Genomic DNA, 23,916 nt, shown 5'->3' on the forward strand with positions numbered 1-23,916 from the left:
ATGGACGAGTCCGAGGGCGGCCCGGTCGCCGAGGATGTGCGGCGCCGTATCGTCAGCATGCTCGATGCCGGTGCCCTCCGGCCCGGTGATCGCCTCGGCTCCGAACGCGAGATGGCCGAGCGGTTCGCCGTGTCCCGTGCAACGCTGCGCAGTGCCCTGGTTCCCCTGAGCCGTGCCGGAATCCTGGAACGACGGGGCGGCCGCGCGGGCGGCACCTTCATCAAGACCGTGCTCGTCGAACGCAATGTCGCCGAACTGTCCGGCCTGCCGAACCGGCTCAAGCAGGGCGGACATTCCACCACCCGCAGCCGGGTGCTCGCCACGGCGTTGCGCGGTGCCACCGCCACCGAGGCACAGCGCCTGGGCGTCAAGCCCGACACCGAACTCGTCGTCGTGCAGCGGCTGCGGTACGCCGACGGTTTCCCGCTGTCGGTCGACTGCGCGCACCTGCTCGCCGAACGGGTGCCCGACCTGCTGGAGCAGCCCCTCGGTGGCTCGATCTACGACATTCTGGCGGTCCGTTACAACCTGGCCCCGGCATCGTCGGTCGAGAGCATCGAGGTCGTCAGCGCCAATCCGCGTGAGGCCGCGTGGCTCGAAATCCCCACGCGTACTCCCCTGTTGGCGATGACGCGCGTCACCAGCGACGCCGACGGTCAGGCGTTCGAGTACTCCGAGGACCTGTTCCGGGCGGACCGCGTCCGGCTGGTCGCCAAGACGACGGTGACGGCCGAACGCGAAACCCTCGGCACCGACGGCCGCGTCGAGCTCACCGTTACGGCGTAGCAGCCGTCCGGCGCGACGGCCACCAGTTGTACTTGCCGACCAGGACGGCCAGTGCCGGCACGGTGACGGTGCGTACGATCAGGGTGTCGATCAGCAGGCCGACGCCGATGATGAAGCCGCCCTGCACCATCGAGCCGATGCTGCTGAACAGCATGGCGAACATGGGTGCGGCGAAAATCATTCCGGCAGAGGTGATCACGCTGCCGGTGCTCCGGACGGTGCGGATGACGCCCGAGCGGATGCCATTCGGGGATTCGTCGCGGATACGGGAGATCAGCAGCATGTTGTAGTCCGCGCCGACGGCCACCAGCACGATGAACGCCATGCCCGGTGTGCTCGCCGCCATCGGCTGGCCGCCGAAGATCTGCAGCACGATCACCCCGATGCCGAGCGACGACAGGCACGAAAGGATCACGGTGCCAACGAGGTACAGCGGTGCGACGATGGCGCGCAGCAGCAATACCAGAATCAGGAAGACCACGATGACGGTCATCAGCACGATGTACCGCAGGTCCTTGTTGAAGTAGTCCCGCAGCTCCGCGTAGTACGGGGTCATGCCCGACATCGCGATCTTCGCGTCGGCGAGCGACGTATTCGCCTGCGAGCCTTGCGCGGCGGCGAGGATCGCCTTGACCTGATCCATGGCCTTGGTGTCGTACGGGTTCAGCGTCGACTCGACCAGGTACCGCGCCGAATGCCCGTCCGGCGACATGAAAACCCGTGCCAGGTCTTTGAATTTGTCGTTGCCCAGGATTTCCGGCGAGATGTAGAAGCCCGCCGCGCCCGGCTCGGATGCGTGCAGCTTCATCGCGAGCAGGAACGCAGAGGCGTGCGACAGACCCTCGCCCAATTGCTTGGTCTGGTCGTCGAGGACCCGCAGCCCTTCGGCGATCTTCCGGCTGCCCTCGGCCAGCGCGTTGGCGCCCTCCTGCAGGGCCGCCATGTTCTGCTTCATCCCACCCGGGCTACTGCTCGCACCGCTCCCGCCGCTCCCGCCAAGGGAGCGAAGGGCTTTGGCCGCCGAGTCCAACGAGGGCTGCATCTTGTGCAGGCCGTCGGACAGCCGCTGCAGCTGGTCGCGCTGGCCCGCACAATCCGGATCGTTGTCGCAGCCGGGGTTGTCCTTCCGCTGCGCCAGCAGGGCATCGGCCATCGCGACCATGTCCTGGAAGTTCTGGCTGCCCGACCTGGGTGGGATGTTCGGCACGTCGCCGGAATTGCGCACGGCATCCATCTCCCGCTGCGCGTCCTGGAATTCCTGCGAGCTCTCGAGCTGGTCCTTGATGCTCGCCATGCTCTTGTTCAGGTTGTCGAGCACGCCCATGGTCTTGGTCAGTTGGGCGCGCACGGTGGCCAGGCTGTCGGCGAGCTTGCCGGCCCCGCCGACCAGAGCCTGTCGTTGATCGACGCTGCCGTTGATCTTGTTGGTCGCCTCCGCGAGCTTGTTGCCGATCTCGCCGGCCTGGAAGCTCAGCGTGGCCTGTTCCAGCGGGGCGCCGGTCGGCCGGGTGACACCGCGGACCGCGGCGATATCGGGCAGCTGCGCGACGCGCTGCGCCATCTGTTCGAGGTCGGCGAGCCCCTTGGTGGTCCGCAGATCATGCGGGGACTGGACGAAAAGGTATTGCGGTGCAGTCACACTCGCCGGGAAATGCTGTTCGATCGCGGCCATGCCGATGTTGCTCTCGGCCGAGGCCGGCAGCGCGGTGCGCGCGTCGTAGCTGGTGTGCAGCCAGGCCACGCCGGCGGCCAGCGCGATCAGCACCACAAGGCTGCCGACCAGATGCACGACCGGGCGCCGCACGATGTTGATCCCGGACCGGTGCCAGAAGCGGCTGGTCAGTTCTTTCCTCGGCCTAGCCCAGCCGCGCCGTCCCACCAGCGTCAGGATCGCCGGCAACAGCGTGATCGACGACAGGAACGCCACCGCGATCGTGACGGCCAGCGCCGGCCCGGTGGTCGAGAACACCTTGAGGGTGGTGAAGCTCATGCCAAGGAACGTCACCGCGACGGTGGCCGCGGACGCCGCGATCACCTTGCCGATGGCGGTCAGCGCCCGTGCGACGGCCTCGTCGGAAGTCAGTCCCTGCCTGAGGTATTCGTGGTAGCGGCTGATCAGGAAGACGGCGTAGTCCACACCGGCGCCGATCATCATGGCGCTCATGAAGACGACGGTCTGCTGCGAGATGGGCAGGCCCCAGGTCGCCAGGGCCGCCACCCCCTGCGTCGCGGCGGCCTGCGACAGCGTGATGGTCGCCAGCGGCACCAGGATGGTGACGATATTGCGGTACACCACAAAGAGAATCAGCAGCACCATGACGATCGTGGCGGTCTCGATGACCCGCAGGTCGCGCAACCCGAGTTGTTCTCGTTCGGCGACAGTGGCGGTCAGTCCCGTCATGTGGACCGTCAGGGTGGAGCCCGCGACGGTGTGGTCGACGATGCCGACGACGCGCTTGTACGCCTCACTGGATTCCGGTGAGCCGAGCTCGCCCCGGATGCCGACGGGGATGAACCACGCCTTGTTGTCCTTGCTGGCCAACACCTCTCGCATCGGCGGCTGGGAGATGAAGTCCTGCACCATAACGACGTCGTGCGTATCGCGATGCAGACTGTCGACCAGGGTGCGGTAGACGTCTTCGTCGGCTTTGGTCAGCCCGCTCTCGTCGGTGAGCACCACCAGGGCGATGTTCTGAATCCCGGGTTCGTGGAACGCGGACGTCATGTCCCGGGTCGCCGCCATCACCGCGGAGTTGGCCGGCAGCAATTCCTGGTTGCGGTCGCTCGCCAGCTTCATCAACGGCGGCACGGTCACCGACAGCGCCACGACGAGCAGCAGCCAGGCGCCGATCACCGCCCACGGCCGGCGCAGCACCAGCCGCGCCAGCAGCTCGAAAGCCCCGGTGAACACACCCATGCCCGACCGAACCTTCACGTTGCCTCACCGCCCAGATGCTCGCCGTACTCGGCAAGCGCTTCGACGGTCAGCATCTCATGGTGGCCGCACGCCACCGCGTGCACGGCAACGTCGCCGATCACCCGCCCGCGCCAGCTCTGCTCGAGGAACGTGCCGCGATCAGCGTCGTCCCGGACGGCCGCGACCACCACGACATCACCGTGGAACTGCCCGGCCTCGTGCTCCCGGTACAGCGCCACGTTGGTGTCGAAGTTGTGCACCAGCAGGTCCAGCAGCCCGTCGTCCACAACACCGATGAGCTGGTCCCGGTCGACGGCCTGGTTGGCCACACGCAGGCTCGGCTCGGCGTCGAGCAGTACGAGCCGGGCGACCACGGCACCGCGCCGCTGCAGCTCGACCGCGACCGCGTGCGCCACCACACCGCCGAACGACCAGCCGAGCAGGTGGTACTGGCCCGACGGCTGCTCGGCCTGAATCCGGTCGGCGTACGTCGCTGCCATCTCGCCGATGGACCGCGGTTGGTCGGTGGCGGGTTGCTGGATGCCGATGATCGGGGCGTCGACGTAGCCGCCGAGCACCTGGTAAGGCCAGCTGACGCCGCTGACCGCATGCAGGCAGAACAGTGGGACGCCCGTACCGGTCTTGAGTACCTGCATCGGAGCGATCTCGGGTACGGCCGCACTGTCCATGGAGCTCGCAGCCAGCCGCACGCTCAGTTCATGCACGGTGGGCGTCTCGAACACGGCCGACACCGACAGCTCGATGCCGAGGTCCGCGCGGACCGCCGCGACCAGGTGCATGGCCGAGATGCTGTCGCCGCCAAGGTCGAAGAACGACTCATCAACACCGACGCGCTCGACGCCGAGCACCGCGCCGTAGCTGGCGGCCAGCGCTGCCTCGGTAGCAGTGCCCGGCGCGCGGTAGGTGCCGGCCCGGTATTCCGGCGCCGGTAGCGCGCGGACGTCGAGCTTGCCGTTGGTCGTCACCGGCAGCGCGGACAGCACGACGATGGCGGCAGGGACAGCGTGGGCCGGCAAGTGCTCGGCCAGCTGGGTGCGCAACGCCGCGGGATCGGCCGTCCCGGTGACGTACCCGACGAGACGCTTGTCGCCGCTGCGGTCCTCGCGGGCGATCACCGCCGCCTGCTCCACGCCGTCGAGGCTCGCCAAAGCCGTTTGTACTTCGCCGAGTTCGATGCGGAAGCCGCGAATCTTGACCTGCTCATCGGCGCGGCCGACGTAGTGCAATAGGCCGTCGGTGTCCCACCGCACCAGGTCCCCGGTCCGGTACATCCGCTCGCCCGCGCCGCTGAACGGGCAGGCCACGAAGCGGCCGGCGGTCAGCGCCGATCGGCCGGCGTAGCCGACGCTGACGCCGTCGCCCGCGACGTACAACTCACCGACGACGCCCGCGGGTACGGGGCGCAACCAGCCGTCCAGCACGAACAACGCCGTGCCGGGCACCGGCGCACCGATGGGCACCGAACCTGTTCCCGGCGTGAGGATTCCCGTCATCGCCGCGTACACCGTGGTCTCGGTGGGACCGTAGGCGTTGACGACTGAGTGCCCGCACGCTGCCCACCGGTTGATCAACTCGACCGGGCACGCCTCGCCGCCGAGTAGCAACGCCAGCGGCGCAAACTCCTCGGGCACCAACGCACCTGCCGCGGAGGGGGTTTGGGTGAGCACATTGACGTGTTCAGCCACGAGCAGTTGCTGGAACTCATCCGCTGCGGCAGTCACCGACTCCGGCACGATCACCAGGCGGCCGCCGTGCAGCAGCGCGCCCCAGAGCTCCCACACCGAGAAGTCGAACGCGTAGGAGTGGCACTGCGTCCACACCGGGTCGGCGGGCAGGCCCGCGAGCGGAACCCCGAACTGCCGGACCACGTTCCCGTGCGCCACCGCGACACCCTTCGGCACGCCGGTCGTGCCGGAGGTGTAGATCAGGTACGCGACACTGTCGGCGTCCGGCAGCGGAAGTCGTGTGGCGGAAAGATTTTCGGCCGCGTCGTCGACGAGGACGGGACCGTCGAAGCCGTCAAATCGGCCGGCCAGGTCCGCCGTGGTCACGGCAACGCTCGGTGCCGCGTCGGACAGCAGGAACGCGAGGCGCTCCGCGGGCAGCGCCGGATCGATCGGCAGGTAGGCCGCCCCGGTCTTGAGGACCGCGACGATCGCCACGACCGCGTCGATCGACCGGCCGAACAGCACCGCCACCGACTGGCCGGCGCCCGCGCCGTGGCCGATCAGCCGGTGCGCCAACCGGTTCGAGGCCTCGTCGAGGTCGCGGTAGGTCAGCGAGCGCCCTGCGGAGGTGACCGCGACAGCGTCCGGTGTCCGGTCGACCTGGGCGGCGAACAGCTCCGGGATCGAAGCCGGTGCAACCGAATCGACCGCGGCGGCACGGTTGCCAACCTGATCCAGCTGTGAGTGCTCTTCGGCAGCAAGCAGATCGACCGACGACAGGCGTTGGGTGGGCTCAGTGGCCATGGCCACGAGCACCCGCTCGAATCGTTCGACCAGCGCGTCGATGGCGGCCGCGTCGAACACCTCGGTGTCGTACTCGACGCGCAGGCCCAGTTCCTCGCCCGGCATGGCCTGCACGGTCAGCGGGTAGTGATTCTGCTCATGGCTGCTGAATTCGGTGATGGTCAGCTCGCCGACGCCGCCTGACGCAGCGGCGCCCAGCGGGTAGTTCTCGTACGCGAACAAAGTGTCGAAGAGCCTGTCCTGACCGGTGATTCGGTGCATCTCGGCCAGCGCCAGATGCTGATGATCGAGGGTCCGGTTGTGCGCACCCTGCAACTGGTCGAGCAGGTCCGCGGCGGTGGTGGTCGCGGTGGCCGCGGCCCGCACGGGCACGGTGTTGATCATCAGACCGACCATCGCGTCCGCCCCGGCCACGTCGGTGGGACGACCGGAGACGGCGGTGCCGAACACCACGTCGTGCCGGCCCGTCAGCTGCATGAGCAGTTGTGCGTAGGCGCCCTGCAAGACGACGTTGACGGTGGTGTGACGCGAGCGTGCCAGCTCTCCGACGGCCTGGGTGGTTTGGGCCGACAGCGCAACGGATTTCACGCCGCGGGCACCTGCTGCGGTGCGTGGCGCGACCAGCGTCGGGTCGTCGACGCCGGCCAGCACCTCGGCCCAGGCGGTGCGTGCGGCATCGAGGTCCCGCTCGGCCAGCCACGTGACGAAGCGGCGGTACGGCACTGCGGCGGGCAGTCGGTACCCGTGATAGCCGGCGAAGATCTCGCGCAGCAGGATCGGCAACGACCAGCCATCCATCACGACATGGTGGTTGGTCAGCACCAGCCGGTGCCGGTGTTCTCCGGTGCGGATCAACGCCACCCGGAACGCCGGCTGGTCGACCAGCTCGCAGACGGCCGTACGTTCGGTGGCGCGGACACGCGTCACCTCGGCATCTGCACCGACCGCCGCGGTCAGATCGATGACCTGCCAGGCGATTTCCGGCGACGTCGGGATGACCTGCACATCGAGTCCGGGGTGGAAGCGGGCGGCGAGGTTCGGGTGCCGTTCGGCCACCATCTGCACGGCATCCCGCAGCCGGTCGGGGTCGAGCGGTCCGGCCAGGGTCAGGTCCAGCTGCACCGCATACAGATCGGCGTCCGCACCGGACTGCGCGGCGTGGAACAGCAATCCCTGTTGCAGCGGGGTCACCGGCAGGATGTCGGCAACCGGGTACTCACGCTCGAGCTCGTCGATCTGCCGCTGGTCCAGCAGCGCCGGTGCGATATCCGACGGCGTCAGACCACCGCCACCGGAGCGGACCAGTGCGCAGATACCTCTCAGCGCGTCGAACCACAACCGGCTCAGCCGCTCGACCTGCTCGCCGTCCAGCGCCGATGGCGCCCACGTCCAATTGGCATGCAGCTGCGGGCCGGCTTCGGTGTCCACGGTGCCCGCGTTGAGCTCCACGGTGTGCATCAGTGGCATCGGTACCGCGGTCGCCGTGCCGGTGACCTCGGCTGCTGCCGAGCTGTCCCGGCCGACCTGCCACAGCTCGTCGGACAGCTCGGACCCACCGCCGAGTCGGCCGAGGTAGTTGAATCCGATTGCCGGATCGGCTGTTTCGAGATCGACGGCGTCGTTGAGGTATCGCAGCAGACCGTAGGTCAGCCCATCGGGCAGGGCCCGCAGTTGCTCCTTGGCGTTCTTGAGCACCGCGGCCAGCGCGGCGTCACCGGATGTCACCTGCGCCCATGACACGTCACCGACTGTGACGGCCACCGGGTACTTGGTGGTGAACCAGCCGACGGTGCGTGACAGGTCCAGCTGATCGGCGATGTCGTCGTGGCGTCCGTGACCCTCCACGTCGATGCCGATGGTGCGGCCGCCGCCCACGAATTCGGCCACGGCCAAGGCGAATCCGATCAGCAGCACGTCGTTGATGCCGGTATGGAACGCCGCCGGGGCCTCGCGCAGCAGCGTCTGCACGGTGTCGACATCGTCCAGCGTGACCGACAACTGCCCGGCCGTGGCGAACGTATCCCGCTCCGGCTGAACGGCCGGCAGTAGCGCCGGCGTCGCCGCCACCTGTCGCCAGGCCTCCGCCTGGGCAACCACCTCAGGCGCGGCGGCGTGTTCGACAAGCACCTGCGCCCAGCGCTGGAACGAGGTGCCGTTCGCCGGAATCTCGATCGGCTGGCCCGCACGAGACTGCAGCCAGGCGACGTTCAAGTCCTCCAACAGGATTCGCCACGACACCCCGTCGACCGCCAGGTGGTGGATGATCAGCACCAGCTGACGCGCCGGCGCCACCCACAGCGCGCTCAGCATCACGCCGGCCGCCGGGTTCAACCGCGACCGCGCTGCGACCACGGCGTCCTCGGTCAGCTCGTCGACCGTGCGCAGGTAATCCGTGGCATCGACCGCTCCCACTTCGGGCACCTGCAGCGTCCAGCTCGCGTCGGCCTGCAGGCGCAGCATCGCGTGCCGATCCATCAAGGCCTGCAACAGCATCGCGACGTCGGTCTCGGTGACGCCCGCCGGGGCCTGCACCACCATGGTCTGGTTGAACTGGCCGGTCGGGCCGTCCACGCCGGCCAGCCACCGCATGATCGGCGTCGCCACCACCGGCCCCACGCCGTCGTCGATGACATCGGCTGTGTCGCTGACGGTCCCGACGACCAACGCCAGCCGGGCCACCGTCTGCTCGACGAAGACGTCGCGCGGCCGGCAGGTCAGGCCGGCAGCCCGCGCCCGGGCCACCACCTGCATCGACATGATGCTGTCGCCGCCCAGCTCGAAGAACGAATCGTCCACACCGACCCGCTCGACGCCGAGGACGTCGGCGTAGACCGCGGCCAGCGTCTCCTCGACCGGCGTGCCCGGCGCTCGGTACTGGTCGACGTTGCCGTAGGTCGGAGCGGGCAGTGCCCGCCGGTCCAACTTGCCGTTGGGGGTCAGCGGCAGCGTCGCCAGTGCCACCACGGCGGCCGGAACCATGTACGGCGGAAGGTGTTTGGCCACCGCAGTCCGCGCCTCGGCCGGGTCCGCGGTGCCGGTGATGTAGCCGACCAATCGCTTGTCTCCGGGGCGGTCCTCGCGCACGATCACCGCGGCCTGCCGGACGCCGTCCAGGCCGGCCAATGCCGTTTGCACGTCGCCCAATTCGATGCGGTAGCCGCGAATCTTGACCTGCTCGTCGGCACGGCCCAGGTACTGCAGCTGACCATCGCTGCCCCACCGGACCAGGTCACCGGTCCGGTACATGCGTTGTCCCGGTGCGCCGAACGGGCACGCCAGGAAGCGTGAGGCGGTCAATCCTCCGCGCCGCACGTAGCCCACGGCGACACCCGAGCCGGCCACGTACAGCTCACCGACCACACCGACCGGCACCGGGCGCAACCGCTCGTCCAGGACGAAAGCTGCCGCACCCGAGGCCGGGGTGCCGATCGGCACGGTGGGCGACCCCGACGTGAGCGGCGCACTGACTGCCGCGTAGATCGTGGCCTCGGTCGGGCCGTAGGCGTTGATCATGACGCGGCCCGTGTTGTTGCTGTCGGTCGCCCAGCGGTCGACGAGTTCGGGTGGGCACGCCTCGCCCGCCACCACCAACGACGTCGACTCCAGCCCGTGCGCAGACAACATCATTGCGGCGGAGGGAGTTTGGGTCAGCATCGTGACGCCCTCGGCCACCAGGAGATCGTGCAGTTCCTCGGGCGACCGGGCCACCGTCTCGGACACCACGACCAGGCGTCCGCCGTGCAGGAGGGCTCCGAAGATCTCCCACACCGAGACGTCGAAGGCCAGCGAGTGCCACTGGCTCCAGACGCGGGACGTCGGTAGTTGGTCGCGCAGCTGCCCCAGCAGTCCGACGACGTTGCGGTGCGTGATGGCGACGCCCTTCGGCACGCCGGTGGTGCCGGAGGTGTAGATCAGGTAAGCGACGTCATTCGAATCGGGCGCGGGAGGCGTTGTGGTGGGCAGGTTTTCGATGTCGGCGTCGGCCATGTCGATGACCGGTCGGCCGAACCCGGCCAGCCGCGCGGCCAGATCACCGGTGGTGACGGCGGCGACCGGCATGGCGTCGTCGAGCATGAAATCGATGCGCGCCGACGGCAGCGCAGGGTCGATCGGCAGGTAGGCCGCCCCGGCCTTGAGCACCGCCAGGATCGAGACGATGGCTTCGGCCGACCGGTGGCACAGCAATGCCACGGTCTGGCCGGGGCCCGCGCCATGCCCGATCAACCGGTGCGCCAACCGATTTGCCGCCGCATCCAGCTCCGCGTACGTCAGGGTCCGGCCCTGCCAGGTGAGCGCCCCGGCGTTCGGGGTGCGGGCGACCTGAGCGGCGAACAAATCCGGGATGGACCCGGATGCTGCGGCCGGCGCGGTGAGCACCGCGCGGTGGCCGAGCGTGTCGAGGTGCGCCTGTTCGGCGTCGTCGACCAGACTCACCGACGACAGCGGCCGCTGCGGGTCGGCGGTCATCGCCGCCAGCAGCAACTCCATCCGGTTGATCAGGGCCGCAACGGTTTCGGCGTCGAACACGTCGGTCCGGAACTCGACCTCGCCGCCGATACCGGCGGGTTGCCCTGTCGCAGTCCAGCGTTCGGACAACGAGAAGGTCAGATCCATGCGGGCGGACTGGGTACCCAAGGGGATCGACGTGACGTCGACACCCTTCAGCCCCGAACCGGCGGCCGGATCGGTCAGCCCGGTGAAGTTCTGCCAGGACAGCATGACCTGCACCAGCGGATGGTGGGTGAGGCTACGGGCGGGGTTGAGCCGCTCCACCAACACCTCGAACGGCACGTCTTGGTGCTCGAAGGCCTCCAGACTGCGGGTCCGGACCTGGTTCAGCAGGTCGGTGACCGTCGGGTCGCCGGTCAGGTCGGCACGCAGCACCAGGGTGTTGACGAAGAAGCCGACGAGATCGTCGAGAGCGGGATCACGCCGTCCGGCGATCGGGAAGCCCACGGCGACATCAGCATTCGTACTGACATTCGCGAGCGTCGCCAGCAGTGCGGCCTGGACGACCATGAAGGGCGTCGCGTTGTGCTCCCGGGCCAGCCGGGCCACCTGCTCCTGCAACTCGGCCGGCCATTGGACGGCCACCGTCGCACCGGCCATGTCGGCGACCAGCGGGTAGGGCCGATCCGTGGGCAGCTGCACGCGCTCGGGCAGCCCGGCCAGCGCGTCCTCCCAGTACGCCAGCTGCGCGGCCACCCGGCTACCGCTGTCGTCGAGCCGGCCGAATTGTGCACGCTGCCACAGCGTGTAGTCGATGTACTGCACCGGCAACGGCGCCCAGTCCGGTGCCTGACCGGCGCACCGGCTGGCGTAGGCCAGACCCAGATCGGCGACCAGCGGCCGCAGCGACCAACCATCGGCAGCGATGTGGTGCACCACGGCCACCAACACGTGCTCGTCATCGGCGACGCGGAACAGGCGCGCCCGCAACGGGATATCGACGGCCAGGTCGAAGGTGCCGCGTGCGGTGGCCTCGAGGGCATCCTGCAGTCGGCCGGTCGACCACTCCGTCGCGTCGACCACGTCCCAACCGAAATCGGCACGTGCCGCGGGGATCACCACCTGCTGCGGGGTGCCGTCAGGTGCGGTGAGCAGCGTGCGCAGGCTCTCGTGCCGGCCGACGACGTCGGCCAGCGCGGCGCCGAGCGCATCGACGTCCAGCGTTCCGCCCAGCCGCAGCGCCGTCGCCATGTTGTAGACCGGCGAGGGTCCCTGCACCTGGTCGACCAGCCACAGCCGGTTCTGCGCGAACGACAACGGCACCACGTCCGGACGTTCGCCCGCGGTCAGCGGCTGTAGGCCGCGCTCACCCGCGACGATGCGCGGAGCCAGCTGCGCGATGGTCGGTGCCTCGAACACCGCGCGGACCGGAAGATCAACGTCCAATGCGGAATTGATCGCCGCGACCAGCCGCATCGTCGACAGTGAGTCTCCGCCGAGATCGAAGAACGAATCATCGACACCGACCCGCTCGATGCCGAGCACCTGCGCGTACACACCGGCGAGGATCTCCTCGGTGAGACTGCCCGGGGCCCGGTACACGCCCGCAACGTATTCCGGTTCCGGCAGCGCGCGGGTGTCGAGCTTGCCGTTGACCGTGACCGGCAGTTCCGGCAGGCCGACGACCGCGGCCGGGACCATGTAGCCGGGCAGGCGCTGAGCCAGCGTCGCCCGCACCTGCGCCGGATCCACCGACCCGACGACGTAACCCACCAGGCGCTTGCTGCCGGCCTCGTCCTCGCGGGTGATCACCACCGCCTGCTCGACGCCGGCGACGGCGGCCAGCGCCGAACGCACTTCGCCCAATTCGATGCGATGCCCGCGAATCTTGACCTGCTCGTCGGCGCGGCCGAGGTACCGCAGCTGCCCGTCGGGGCCCCAGCTCGCCAGGTCGCCGGTCCGGTACATCCGGGTCCCCGGTGCACCGAACGGGCACGCCATGAAACGCGTTGCGGTCAGCTCCGATCGGCCCCAGTAGCCGACGCCGACGCCGCGGCCCGCGACGTACAGTTCGCCGATCGCGCCGGGGCGTACGGGACGCAGCCAGGCGTCGAGCACGAACAGCGCGGCGCCCGGAACCGGCGAACCGATCGGTGGCGCACCGGAACCCGCCGCCAGTGGCGTGCTCTTGGTCACCCACATGGTCGTCTCGGTCGGACCGTAGACATTGCGCATCACGCGACCAGGCGCCCACCGGTCCACCAGTTCCGGCGGACAGGCCTCGGCACCGATCAGCAGCGCCATCGATTCCAGGCCTTCCGGCGACAACACACTCACCGCGGACGGTGTCTGTGCGAGCACCGTCACTTGCTCGCGAACGAGCAAGGCATGGAACTCATCTGCCGAGCGGACCACCGCGTCGGGCACCACCACCAGGCGCCCGCCGTGCAGCAGGGCTGCCCAGATCTCCCACACCGAGAAGTCGAACGAATAGGAGTGGAACTGCGCCCACACCTGATCGGGACCGAGCTCGAATCCGAGGTCCAGCCCCGCGAAGAGCTGGGTCACGTTGCGGTGCGTGACCGCGACACCCTTGGGCAGCCCGGTGGTTCCGGAGGTGTAGATGATGTGCGCGATGTCGTCGGGTCGCGGTCCCGAAAGTGGTGCCGTGACGTGGTTTTCGCCATCTCCGGCGGCGGCGACGTCCAGCACTGGCACGCCGAGGCCGGCGATCTCGTCGACCAGTTCCGCGGTGGTGACGATTGCCACCGGTGCCGCGTCGGCGAACATGAACTCGACGCGGTCCGCGGGCAGCGCCGGGTCGATCGGCAGGTACGCCGCCCCGGTCTTGAGCACCGCCAGGATCGCCATGACCGCGTCGGCCGAGCGCGGGAACACCAGGGCCACAGCCCGTCCCGGGCCCGCGCCCTGGGCGGCCAACGCCTGCGCCAACCGGTCTGACGCCTCGTCCAGTTCCCGATAGGTCCACGCTGACGCGTCGTAGGTCAGTGCCACGGTATCGGGTGTCCGCGCCACCTGCTCGGCGAACAGCCCCGGAACCGTCTCGCCGGCAACGGGTTCCGCCAGCACACGCCGCCCACTCCACTGATCCACCGTGGTCTGCTCGTCCGGCTCGAGGGCAGCGATGGCCGAGACCGGTTGTCCCGGTTCGGTGGTCATGGCCACCAGCACCGTCTGCAGCCGCTGGATCATCGCCGCGATGTCGGCCGCGCCGAACACCGTGGTGTCGTACTCGATACGGATGGTCAGTTCACGACCGGGCTGCGCCTGCACGGTCAGCGGATAGTGCGTGGATTCGTGAGTCGCGACATCGGTGACGGACAGCTCGGCGTCGCTCGACAGCGCCGCGGTGTCGACTGGGTAGTTCTCGAACGCGAACAGCGTGTCGAACAGCTGGTCCTGACCGGTGATGCGATGAATCTCATTGAGCGCCAGGTGCTGATGGTCGAGCGTGTCGTTGTAGCCGGCCTGCAGTTGATCGAGCAGCGCCGCAGAGGTGGTCGTCGCGGTGAGGTGGGCGCGGACCGGCACGGTGTTGATGAACAGGCCGACCATCGACTCGACGCCGGAGACTTCCGCGGGCCGCCCCGACACCGTGGTGCCGAACACCACGTCGTGGCTGCCGGTCAGCCAGCACAGCAGCTGCGCGTACGCCGCCTGCAGCACGGTGTTGATGGTGGTGTGCTGTGACCGTGCCAATTCACCGACGGCCGTGGCTATTTCCGCGGGCAGCGTGACGGTCTCGACGGACCGGGGTCCCGACTCCGTGCGGCCGGTCGGTCCGACCAGCGTCGGCGTATCGATACCGCGGAGCAGTTCGCCCCAGGCGGCGGTGGCCGCGTCGTGGTCCCGGTCGGACAGCCAGCTGACGTAGTTGCGGTACGGCGCGGCCGGCGGCAGCCGGTGGCCGTGATAGCCCGCGAAGATCTCTGCCAGCAGGATCGGCATCGACCAGCCGTCGAGCACGATGTGGTGGTTCGTCAGGACGAATCGGTAGCGGTGAGGTGCGACTCGGATCAGTGCGGCACGGAAGACCGGGCCCGTGGTCAGGTCGCACACCGCGGCCCGCTCGGCCGCGCGGATGTCTGCCAGCTCGGCTTCGGAATCGAGTTCCAGGTAGTGCCAAGCGGTTACGGGATCGGCCGGGATGACCTGCACCGGCTGCCCGAACCGCGGGTGGAAGCTCGCCACCAGGTGCGGGTGCCGGGCGATGACGCCGCGCACGGCATCGTGCAGCCGGTCGACGTCGATTTGCCCGGTGATCCCGATGTCCAGCTGTCCGGCATAGAGGTCCTCGCCGCCCTGGGCGGTGGTGGCGTGGAAGAGCAGGCCCTGCTGAACCGGGGTGAGTGGCAGCACGTCGGCGACGCCGTGATGCTGCTCCAGCTCATCGAGCTGCTGCTGGCTGAGGCGCGCCGGCGCGATGTCCGACGGGGTGAGTCCTCCCCCACCGTCGGACACATGGGCGCAGATGCCGGACAGTGCCTCGAACCACAGCCGGCTCAGGCGGGTCACCTGTTCCTCATCGAGTGCTGACGGAGCCCAGGTCCAATTGGCGTGCAGCCGTGGTCCATCCGGGGTTTCGATGGTTCCGGCACCCAGTTCCAGGGTGTGCATGAGCGGCATGGGGATGGCCATCGCTGCCACGGCGGACGCGCCTTCCCCGATGCGCCAGAGCTCCTCGGAGAGTTCGGCGGTACCGCCCTGGCGCCCGAGGTAGTTGAAGCCGATGGCCGGATCCGGTCCCGTCACAACCGCATCCGAGTTCAGGTAGCGCAGCAGCCCGTAGGTGAGCGGGTCCGGCAGCGCGCGGAGCTGCTCCTTGGCGTCCTTGATGAGAGCGCCCAGCGCGGTGTCACCGGTGATCACCTGCGCCCAGGTGACGTCCCCGAGCGTGATTGACACCGGGGACTTCGCGGTGAACCAGCCGACGGTCCGGGTCAGGTCGACGTCGGAGCCGAGTTCTTCCTGACGCCCGTGTCCCTCGACGTCGATGCCGATCGGCGTGCCGTGCGTACCGGCGAATTCGGCCAGCGCCAAGGCGAATCCGATCACCAGGATGTCGTTGATGCCGGCGTGGAACGCCACGGGGGCGGCGCCGAGCAGCGTCGCGGTGGTCTCGGCATCCAGTTCGGCCGCCAGGTGTCCCGCGGTGGCGAAGGTGTCGACCGCGGGCTGCACAGCCGGCAATACGGCCGGAGCCTGCGCCACCTGTTGCCACGTGGCGACGTGTTCGACGACGCTCGGATCCTGGGCACGCTCGACGAGGACTTCCGCCCAGCGCTGGAAGGACGTGCCGCCCGCCGGCAACGCCACTGGCTGACCGGCCCGGTGCTGCATCCACGCGATGTTCAGGTCTTCCAACAAGATTCGCCACGACACCGCGTCAACGGCCAGGTGGTGGATGATCACCGCGAGCTGCCGGGTGTCGGCCACCCACAGCGCGGCGAGCATCGTCCCCGCAGTTGGGTTCAGCTGCGCGCGAGCCGCGGCCAGTGCGTCGTCGGACCAGGTGTCCGCGATGTGCAAGCACTCCCGCGCATCTACGGTGCCTGGTTCAGCCGTGGTCAGCGACCAGCCACCGGCTTCGTCTTCCTCGACACGCATCCGCAGCGTGGCGTGGCGATCCAGCAAGGCTTGCAACAGGAATGCCGCGTCGGCCTCGGTGGCAGCCGCCGGTGCCTGCACCACCACGGTCTGGTTGAACTCGCCGGTGGGGCCGTCGACGCTGCGCAGCCATTCGATGATCGGGGTGGCAGGCAGTGGCCCGATGCCCGAGTCCGATTCCCCGCCTGAGGTCTCGCTGACCTCGACCACCCGGGCCAGCCGGGCGACGGTCTGCTCGACGAACAGGTCCTTGGTCCGGCAGGTCAGTCCTGCCGCGCGCGCCCGCGTGATCACCTGCATCGACGAAATGCTGTCGCCGCCAAGGTCGAAGAACGAGTCGTCGATGCCCACGCGCTCGACGCCGAGCACCGCGGCGTAGATGCCGGCAAGGATCTCTTCGATCGCGTTGCCGGGCGCTCGGTAGTCGCCCGCGGCGTACTCGGGCGCCGGCAGAGCACGGATGTCGAGCTTGCCGTTGGCCGTCAACGGCAGCTCCGGCACTACGACCACGGCGGCCGGAATCATGTACGCCGGCAACCGATCTGCCAGCGCGGTACGGACTGCTGCCGGGTCGGCCGGTCCGGTGAGGTAGCCGACCAGCCGCTTGTCTCCCGGCCGGTCTTCGCGGGCGACGACGGCTGCCTGCTCGACTCCGTCGAGGTCCGCCAAAGCTGCTTGGATATCGCCCAATTCGATGCGGTAGCCGCGAATCTTGACCTGATCATCGGCTCGGCCCAGGTAATCCAGCTGACCGTCGGCGCGCCAGCGCACGAGGTCACCGGTGCGGTACATGCGGGCGCCGGGCCCGCCGAACGGGCAGGCGACAAAGCGCGAGCCGGTCAGCCCGCCGCGGCGCAGATATCCCGCGGCGATGCCGCCGCCGGCCAGGTACAGCTCACCGACGACGCCGATCGGCACCGGCTGTAAATGGCTGTCCAGCACGAACGTCGAGCCGTTCGGTACCGGTGAGCCGATCGGCACCGTCGGCTGTTCCGGCGTCAGGGGCGCGCTGATCGCGGCGTAGATGGTGGCTTCGGTGGGACCGTACGCGTTGATCATGACGCGGCCCGGAGACCAGCGCTCGACCAGTTCGGTCGGGCATGCCTCGCCTGCGACGACGAGCGTGACCCCGTCCAGACCCGTGGGCGAAAGTGCGCCTGCCGCAGAAGGAGTCAGGCTCAGCACGGTGACCTGCTCGGCCACCACCAGCGCGTGCAGATCTTCCGGTGCCCGCGCGACGGACTCGGGTACGACGACCAGTCGGCCACCCTGAAGCAGCGCGCCGAAGATCTCCCACACCGAGACGTCGAACGCCAGCGAGTGCCACTGGCTCCAGACGCCCACGGCCGGCAGGCCGGAGTCCGGGGCGCCGATCAGCTGGGTGACGTTACGGTGCGTCACCGCAACGCCTTTGGGGACACCGGTGGTGCCGGAGGTATAGATCAGGTACGCGACGTCGTCTGCGGCGGGCCCGGCCAGTGCGGTGTCGGGCTGCGCGTCGGCGGGGTCATCCACATCGACAACGGCCACGTCCAGGCCGGAGACCCGGTCCGCCAGATCACCCGTGGTGACCACCGCGACCGGCATGGCATCCGTGAGCACGAATTCGACGCGGGACGCCGGCAGCGCCGGATCGAGCGGCAGGTACGCCGCCCCGGTCTTGAGCACCGCCAGGATCGCCACGATCGCTTCCGCGGACCGCGGAAGCAGAAGTGCCACAGTCTGTCCCGGACCGGCTCCGTGTTGAGCGAGCAGGTGCGCATAGCGGTTGGCGCGATTGTCGAGTTCCGCGTAGGTCAGCGTGCGGCCGTCGCAGCTCAGTGCCACGGCGTCCGGGGTCCGAGCGACCACCGCCGCGAACAGTCCCGGAATCGTGGCATCGCCAGCCGGCCGGGTCAGTGCGGCCCGGTTGCCGATGGCATCGATACGCGCACGCTCGGCGTCGTCGAGCATCTCGACCGTGGACACCGGCGCTGTGGGATCGGCGCTGACGGCGGCCAGTACCCGCTGCAGTCGTTCGATGAGCGTCTCGATACTGCCGGCGTCGAAGACGTCGGTGCGATATTCGACGGTTCCCGCGATGCCGGCCGCCGCACCGTCGTCGGTCCAGCGCTCGCCGAGCGAGAACGTCAGGTCCATGCGGGCGGTCTGGGTGTCCACCGGGAGCGGCGTCACCTCCAGGTCGCCGAGGGTCAGGCCGGCACCGTGCTGTCCTTGGCCGGGCAGGTTCTGCCACGCCAGCAAGACCTGCACCAGCGGGTGGTGCGTCAGGCTGCGCGTGGGGTTGAGCCGCTCGACCAGCACCTCGAACGGCACGTCCTGGTTCTCGTACGCCGCGAGACTGCGCTGCTGTACCTGCGCGAGCAGGTCGGTGAAAGTCGGATCGCCGGTAAGGTCGACGCGCAGCACCAGGGTGTTGACGAAGAAGCCGACCAGGTCGTCGAGCGCCGGGTCGGTGCGGCCCGCGATCGGGAAGCCCACGGCGACATCGGAACTCGCGCTGACCGTGGACAACAGCAGGGCGAGCGCGGCCTGCACCACCATGAATCCGGTGGCGTTGTGCTCGCGCGCCACCCGCGCGATCTGCTGCTGCAATTCGGCCGGCCAGTCGATGGCGACGGTCGCGCCGTGCTGATCGGCCACAAGCGGGTAGGGGCGGTCGGTCGGCAGTTGCAGCCGCTCGGGCAGCCCGGCCAACGCATCCTGCCAGTAGGCGAGCTGCGTCGCGATCGGGCTGTCGCCGTCGTGCAGATCGCCGAATTGCGCACGCTGCCACAGCGTGTAGTCGACATACTGCACCGGCAGGTCGGACCACTGCGGTGCCTGTCCGGCACAACGGCTCGCGTAGGCAACGCCGAGGTCGCGCGCCAGCGGCGTGATCGACCAGCCATCGGCCGCGATGTGGTGCACCGCGGCCACCAGCACGTGCTCGTCCGCGGATACCCGGAACAGGCTGGCACGCAACGGAATCTCAGCGGACACGTCGAAGGCGTGGCGCGCCGCGGTGTCCACGGCGTCGTCCAGGCGAGCGGTCGACCAACCGGTCGCATCGGTGCTCTCCCAACCGATGTCGGCCTGGGACACCGGCAGCACCACCTGCTGCGGCACACCGTCCGGTGCGACGAACACGGTACGCAGCGCTTCGTGCCGGGCCACCACGTCGACCAACGCGGCGCGCAGCGCCTCGGCGTCCAATCGCCCGGCGAGCTTCAGCACCGTCGAGAGGTTGTACGTCGCGGACGGGCCCTGCAGCTGCTCGAGGAACCACAAGCGGTTCTGCGCGAACGACAACGGGATGACCGCGGGCCGTTCTCCTGCGACCAGCGGATCCCGGCGCGGCGTGGACGTCCCGATTCGCGGCGCCAGCTCGGCGATGGTGGGCGCCTCGAACACCGTGCGCACTGCCAGGTCGGTATCCAGCGCGGCATTGATCGCCGCGATCAGACGCATCGCGGCGATGCTGTCGCCACCGAGGTCGAAGAACGATTCGTCGACGCCGACGCGGCTGTGTCCCAACAGATTCGAGAAGATGCCGGCCAGGATTTCCTCGACAGCCGTCGCCGGCGCCCGGTATTCGCCCACCGCATAGTCGGGTGCGGGCAGGGCACGGGTATCCAGCTTGCCGTTGGCGGTCAACGGCAAACGGTCCAGCGGCACAATCGCCGCGGGCACCATGTAACCCGGGAGTCGCCCGGCCAGCTCGGCTCGCACCGCGGCCGGATCAGCGGTCCCGGTCACGTACCCGACGAGGCGCTTGTCCCCGGGTCGGTCCTCGCGGGCGATCACCGCGGCCTGCTGCACACCGTCCAGCACGGCCAAAGCCGTTTGGATATCGCCGAGTTCGATGCGGTAGCCACGGATCTTGACCTGCTCATCAGCGCGGCCGAGATAGGTCAGCTGTCCGTCGGCACCCCAGCGCACCAGGTCGCCGGTGCGGTACATCCGCTGGCCCGGCGCCCCGAACGGGCAGGCCACGAACCGCGAGGCACTCAGTCCGGCACGGCGCAGATAGCCGACGCCCAGCCCGGTACCGGCGACATACAGTTCGCCGATCACCCCGGGCGGCACCGGCCGCAACGAATCATCGAGCACGAACAGCGCGGCGCCGCCCACCGGCGAACCGATTGGCACCGCTGCGGATTCCGCCGCCGACTCGGCCGTCAGCGGTGCACTGATCGCGACGCACATCGTCGTCTCGGTCGGCCCGTAGGCGTTGACCATCACGCGGTCGTCGGTCGCCCAGCGCTGCACCACTTCCGGTGAGCACGCCTCGCCGACCGCGACGAGCGCCGCAGACTCCAGTCCCGCTGGAGACAACACCGCTGCCGCTGTTGGGGTCTGGGTCAGGACGGTGACGCCTTCGGCCACCAAGGTGCGGTGCAGCTCCGCCGACGAACGGGCCACATCGTCGCCGATCACCACTACCCGGCCACCGCGCAGCAGCGCGCCGAAGAGCTCCCACACCGACACGTCGAACGCCAGCGAATGCGCATGGCTCCACACCCCGGCGGCCGGCAGGCCCGCATCGAGAGTGCCGAGCAGCTGCGTCACATTGGCGTGGGTGAGCCCGACGCCCTTGGGCACACCGGTGGTGCCCGAGGTGTAGATGACGTAGGCCAGCGCGTCGGCGTTCGGCATCGGCAGCGCTGAATCAGGCTGTGCCGCAGCGTCGGCGACGGTGACGACCGCTCCGCTGAAGCCCGACAACAGTGCCGGGTCGGTGGTGATCGCCGCGACCGGGGCGGCGTCGTCCAGGACGAACTCGATCCGCGCCGACGGCCACGCCACGTCGACCGGCAGGTACGCCGCGCCCGTCTTGAGCACGCCCAGTATCGCGACGATGGCGTCGGTCGAGCGGGAAAGCAGCAGCGCGACAACCGAACCCGGTCCGACACCGTGGCTGGTCAGCAGGTGGGCCATCCGGTTCGACGCCGCATCCAGTTCCGCGTACGTCATCGACGTGCGAGCGTCAGTTGCGACTGCCGCGCCGGCGTCGGTGATCGCGACTGCGTCGGGAGCGCGCCGGACGTGGGTGGCGAACAACTCCGGAACGGACGGCTGGACCACCGTCCGCGTCAAGACATCCCGATGACCGATCGCCTCGATCCGGGCGCGCTCGTGCGGCGTCAGCAGATCGACCGTGGACAGGGCTCGGCTGGGGTCGGCGGTCATGGCCGCCAGCACCGCCTGCATCCGGCGCACCAGCGCTTCGACGCTCGCCGCATCGAAAACGTCGGTGCGGAATTCGACGATGCCGCCGATGCCGGCGGGTTCGCCTGTGGCGCTCCATCGTTCGGACAGCGAGAACGCCAGGTCCATGCGCGCCGCCTGGGTTTCCACCGGCAGCGGAGTGACCGTCAGGTCGCCGAGTGTGAGGTTGCCCGTGCTGCCCACGTGCTGCCACGGCAGGTTCTGCCAGCCGAGCATCACCTGGACCAGTGGATGATGGGACAGGGAGCGAGCCGGGTTCAGGCGTTCGACCAGTACCTCGAACGGCACATCCTGGTGCTCGTAGGCCGCGAGGCTGCGCGCCCGCACCTGCGCCAAAAGCTCTTCGACAGTCGGGTTTCCGGTCAGATCGACACGCAGCACCAGGGTGTTGACGAAGAAGCCCACCAGGTCGTCGAGGGCAGGGTCACGCCGCCCGGCGATCGGAAAGCCGATGGCGACATCGGAACTGGCGCTGAGCTTGGCCAGCATGACCGCCAGCGCGGCCTGCACCACCATGAAGCTGGTCGCGTTGTGTTCGCGCGCCACCCGCGCGATCTGCTGCTGCAACTCGGCGGGCCAGTCCACTTCGATCGTGGCACCGTGCAGGTCGGCGACCGCCGGGTACGGGCGGTCGGTCGGCAGGTCGATCCGGTCGGGAATGCCGGCCAGGGCGTCAGCCCAGTAGCCGAGCTGGGCCGCGACCTCACTGTCGGGAGCGTCGAGTTCGCCGAGTTGCCTGCGCTGCCACAGCGTGTAGTCGACGTACTGCACAGCCAGCGGCGCCCAGCCGGGCGCTTCTCCTGCGCAGCGGCTGACGTATGCCGCGCCCAGGTCGGTCACCAGTGGCTGCAGCGACCAGCCGTCCGCTGCGATGTGATGGACCACTGCCACCAACAGGTGTTCATCGTCGGCGAGGCGGAACAGGCTGGCGCGCACGGGGATTTCGGTGGCCAGGTCGAACGCGTACTGCGCGGCGGCGCGTACCGCGTCCGCTCGTTGTGCGTCGGTCCAGGCACCGGCATCGATGACGTCCCAGCCGAGCTCGAGTTCGTCGGCGGGCACGATCACCTGCTGCGGCGTGCCGTCCGTCGCGGTGAACACGGTGCGCAGACTCTCGTGCCGGTCGACCACGTCGGCCAGCGCCGCGCGCAGCGCCTCGGGATCGAGCTGACCCTGCAGCCGCAGCATCACCGGCATGTTGTAAAGCGCTGACGCGCCCTGCAATTGGTCGACGAACCACAGCCGGTTCTGGGCGAACGACAGTGGGATGACGGCCGGCCTCTCGACCGCCACCAGCGGCTCGCGCCGCGTCGCGCCATCGCCGATCCGCGCAGCGAGCTGAGCCACAGTGGGTGCCTCGAAGACGGTCCGCACCGGCAGCTCTGCGTCGAGCGCCGCGTTGATCCCGGCGATCAACCGCATGGTGGACAACGAGTCTCCACCCAGGTCGAAGAACGAGTCGTCAACACCGACCCGCTCGACACCGAGAAGTTCGGCGTAGATGGCCGTCAGGGTTTCCTCGATCGCGCCCGACGGGGCCCGGTACCGCGTGGCGTCCTGGTAGTCCGGAGCCGGCAGCGCCCGGGTGTCCAGCTTGCCGTTGACGGTGACCGGCAGCGCCGGCACGCCGATGACGGCGGCCGGGACCATGTAGCCCGGCAGCCGGTGCGCCAGCGCGGTGCGCGCCTCGGCCGGGTCTGCCGTGCCGACGATGTAACCGACCAGGCGCTTGTCCCCGGGACGGTCTTCGCGGGCGATCACCGCCGCATGCTCGACGCCGGGCAGCTCGGCCAATGCCGAACGGACATCGCCCAATTCGATGCGGTAGCCGCGGACCTTGACCTGCTCGTCGGCGCGGCCGAAGTAGTCCAGCTGCCCATCGGGGCGCCACGACACCAGATCTCCGGTGCGGTACATGCGGGTGCCCGGTTCACCGAACGGGCAGGCCATGAAACGTGTTGCGGTCAGGCCAGATCGGCGCCAGTAGCCGATACCGACGCCACGCCCAGCGAGGTACAGCTCGCCGACCACTCCCGGCGGGACGGGGCGCAGCGACTCGTCGAGCACGAAGAACGCCGCACCCGCAGTGGGCGAACCGATCGGTGGTGCGCCGGAGCCCGCGGTCAGGGGCAGGCTCTTGCACAGCCACATGGTCGTCTCGGTCGGCCCGTAGACGTTGACCATCGTGCGGCCCGGTGCCCAGCGGTCGACCATCTCGGGCGGGCAGGCCTCGGCGCCGATGACCAGGGCGGCCGCGTCCAGCCCCTCGGTGGACAACACCGCTGCGGCAGAGGGCGTTTGGGTCAGTACCGTGACTCGCTCGCGAACCAGCAGGTCGTGGAAGTCGTCAGCGGAGCGGGCCACGGCGTCGGGCACCACCACGAGCCGTCCGCCGTGCAGCAGCGCGCCCCAGATCTCCCACACCGAGAAGTC

General features: G+C 69.2%; 3 protein-coding genes (1 of these 3 only partly in view). 1 reads left to right on the forward strand and 2 read right to left on the reverse strand.

Annotation, left to right across the window (positions count from 1 at the left end):
* Positions 1 to 786: a GntR family transcriptional regulator gene (locus tag AC1U2B_RS05405; protein WP_071286518.1), complete on the forward strand. Its 786-nt coding sequence runs from the start codon at positions 1 to 3 to the stop codon at positions 784 to 786.
* Here AC1U2B_RS05405 and AC1U2B_RS05410 read toward each other — a convergent pair.
* Both AC1U2B_RS05410 and AC1U2B_RS05415 read right to left on the reverse strand, forming a co-directional pair.
* Complete coding sequence (locus AC1U2B_RS05410; protein ID WP_480215967.1) at positions 776 to 3,721, reverse strand: MMPL/RND family transporter; 2,946 nt, start codon at positions 3,719 to 3,721, stop codon at positions 776 to 778. The two genes, AC1U2B_RS05405 and AC1U2B_RS05410, sit on opposite strands and share 11 nt — an antisense overlap.
* Positions 3,718 to 23,916, reverse strand: the 3' portion of a protein-coding gene (locus AC1U2B_RS05415; RefSeq protein ID WP_480215968.1) for a non-ribosomal peptide synthase/polyketide synthase. It continues 10,824 nt past the right edge of the window; only the last 20,199 of its 31,023 coding nucleotides appear in the window; its start codon lies beyond the right edge, outside the window — the gene reads right to left on this strand; it ends in the stop codon at positions 3,718 to 3,720. The genes AC1U2B_RS05410 and AC1U2B_RS05415 overlap by 4 nt, the downstream gene beginning before the upstream one ends.

The sequence above is a fragment of the Mycolicibacterium sp. P4_G11 genome (assembly GCF_056555145.1).